The organism is Streptomyces sp. NPDC004561, assembly GCF_053602155.1.
This window is the reverse complement of the sequence record NZ_JBSGDB010000919.1, coordinates 1-1,276: the sequence shown is the minus strand read 5'-3', so window position 1 is coordinate 1,276 and position 1,276 is coordinate 1. Positions and strand designations below refer to the sequence as shown.

Genomic DNA, 1,276 nt, shown 5'->3' with positions numbered 1-1,276 from the left:
CCTCACGCTGTCCGAGGCGATCGACCGGGGCATCTGCGCCCTACCAGGTGGTGTGCCTCGACATCAGCGACGCCCAACTCCAAGTCAGGGGCCGAGCCGGAGCCGACCGGCTGGGCGCCCGGGGTGAGGGGCGCCGCCTGCCGTCGGGGCCTTGTCCCGGGGACAACCGTCCGTCTGCCGCAAGGGGGCGCGGTCGGATTGGTCGGTGCCGACCGGTCGGCTGCCCAGGCGCCGGGTGCCGTCTGTCGCGGGGCGTGCTCCGAGGCTGCCGCGGACCGGCCGTGTGGTGCGTGACCACCCCGCGCCCGCCGTAGCGCGGTCGGCCGATTCAGCGGCGCGGTGGCCGTGATCGTCACCGGCCGGCTCGGCCGCCGTATCGCCGCGCCCTGCCATCCGGCTGTCCCGTGACGGGCCGCTCAGCCCCCCGCGGGACTCCGTGCGGGGCCTGTTCCCGAGCCCGGCCGGTGCGCACCGTAGGCTGCCCTGGCTGGACCTCGCCGCCCCGGTCGAGGACCTGGAGCGGTGCCCGGGACCGGCCGCCCCAGGGCGGCGCGCGGTCCCAGAGCGGTGGTGAGCATGGCGCGCAGGACGGCGCGGGCCGAGCAGGTGAGCGCGACGCGGGAGGCGATCCTGACCGCGGCGGAACGGCTGTTCGCCGAGCACGGCGTGTACGTCGTCTCCAACCGCCAGGTGAGCGAGGCCGCCGGCCAGGGCAACAACACCGCGGTCGGCTACCACTTCGGCACCAAGACCGACCTGGTCCGCGCGGTCGCCCGCCGGCACGCCGAGCGCGTCGAGGCGCTCCGGGAACGTGCCCTCGCGGCGGCCGGCCACTCCGACGACGTCCGCGACTGGGTCGACTGCCTGGTCCGCCCGGTCACCGAGCACCTGGCCGGACTCGGCAGCCCCACCTGGTACGCCCGGTTCTGCGCCCAGGTGATGACCGACCCCGCCCTGCACGAGCCATGGTGGAGGAGTCCATGACCTCGCCGGCGCTGCGGCAGGCGATAGAGGGGCTGAACCGCACCCTGCCGGAGCTGCCGGCCGAGGTCCGCGCCGAACGCGGCCAGATGGTCCGGCTGCTGATCCTGCACACCTGCGCCGAGCGGGAACGGGCGCTCGCCGAGGGCGCGCCGACCCCGCGCGCCACCTGGGGCGAGGTGGCCACGGGACTCGCCGCGTGGAAGCGGCCGTGGTCCACGGCTACTTCCCGTGCGTGTCCAAGGACGACGACCTGATCATCCTGGACGAGCGGGGCAACGAGCGCACCCGCTTC

General features: G+C 75.5%; 1 pseudogene. It reads left to right on the top strand.

Going from position 1 to position 1,276, the window contains the following annotated elements:
• Positions 1–576: 576 nt before the first annotated feature.
• Positions 577–1,178, top strand: a pseudogene (locus ACWEN3_RS46695) (TetR/AcrR family transcriptional regulator); the annotation flags it as partial.
• Between the last annotated feature and the right edge of the window lie 98 nt (positions 1,179–1,276).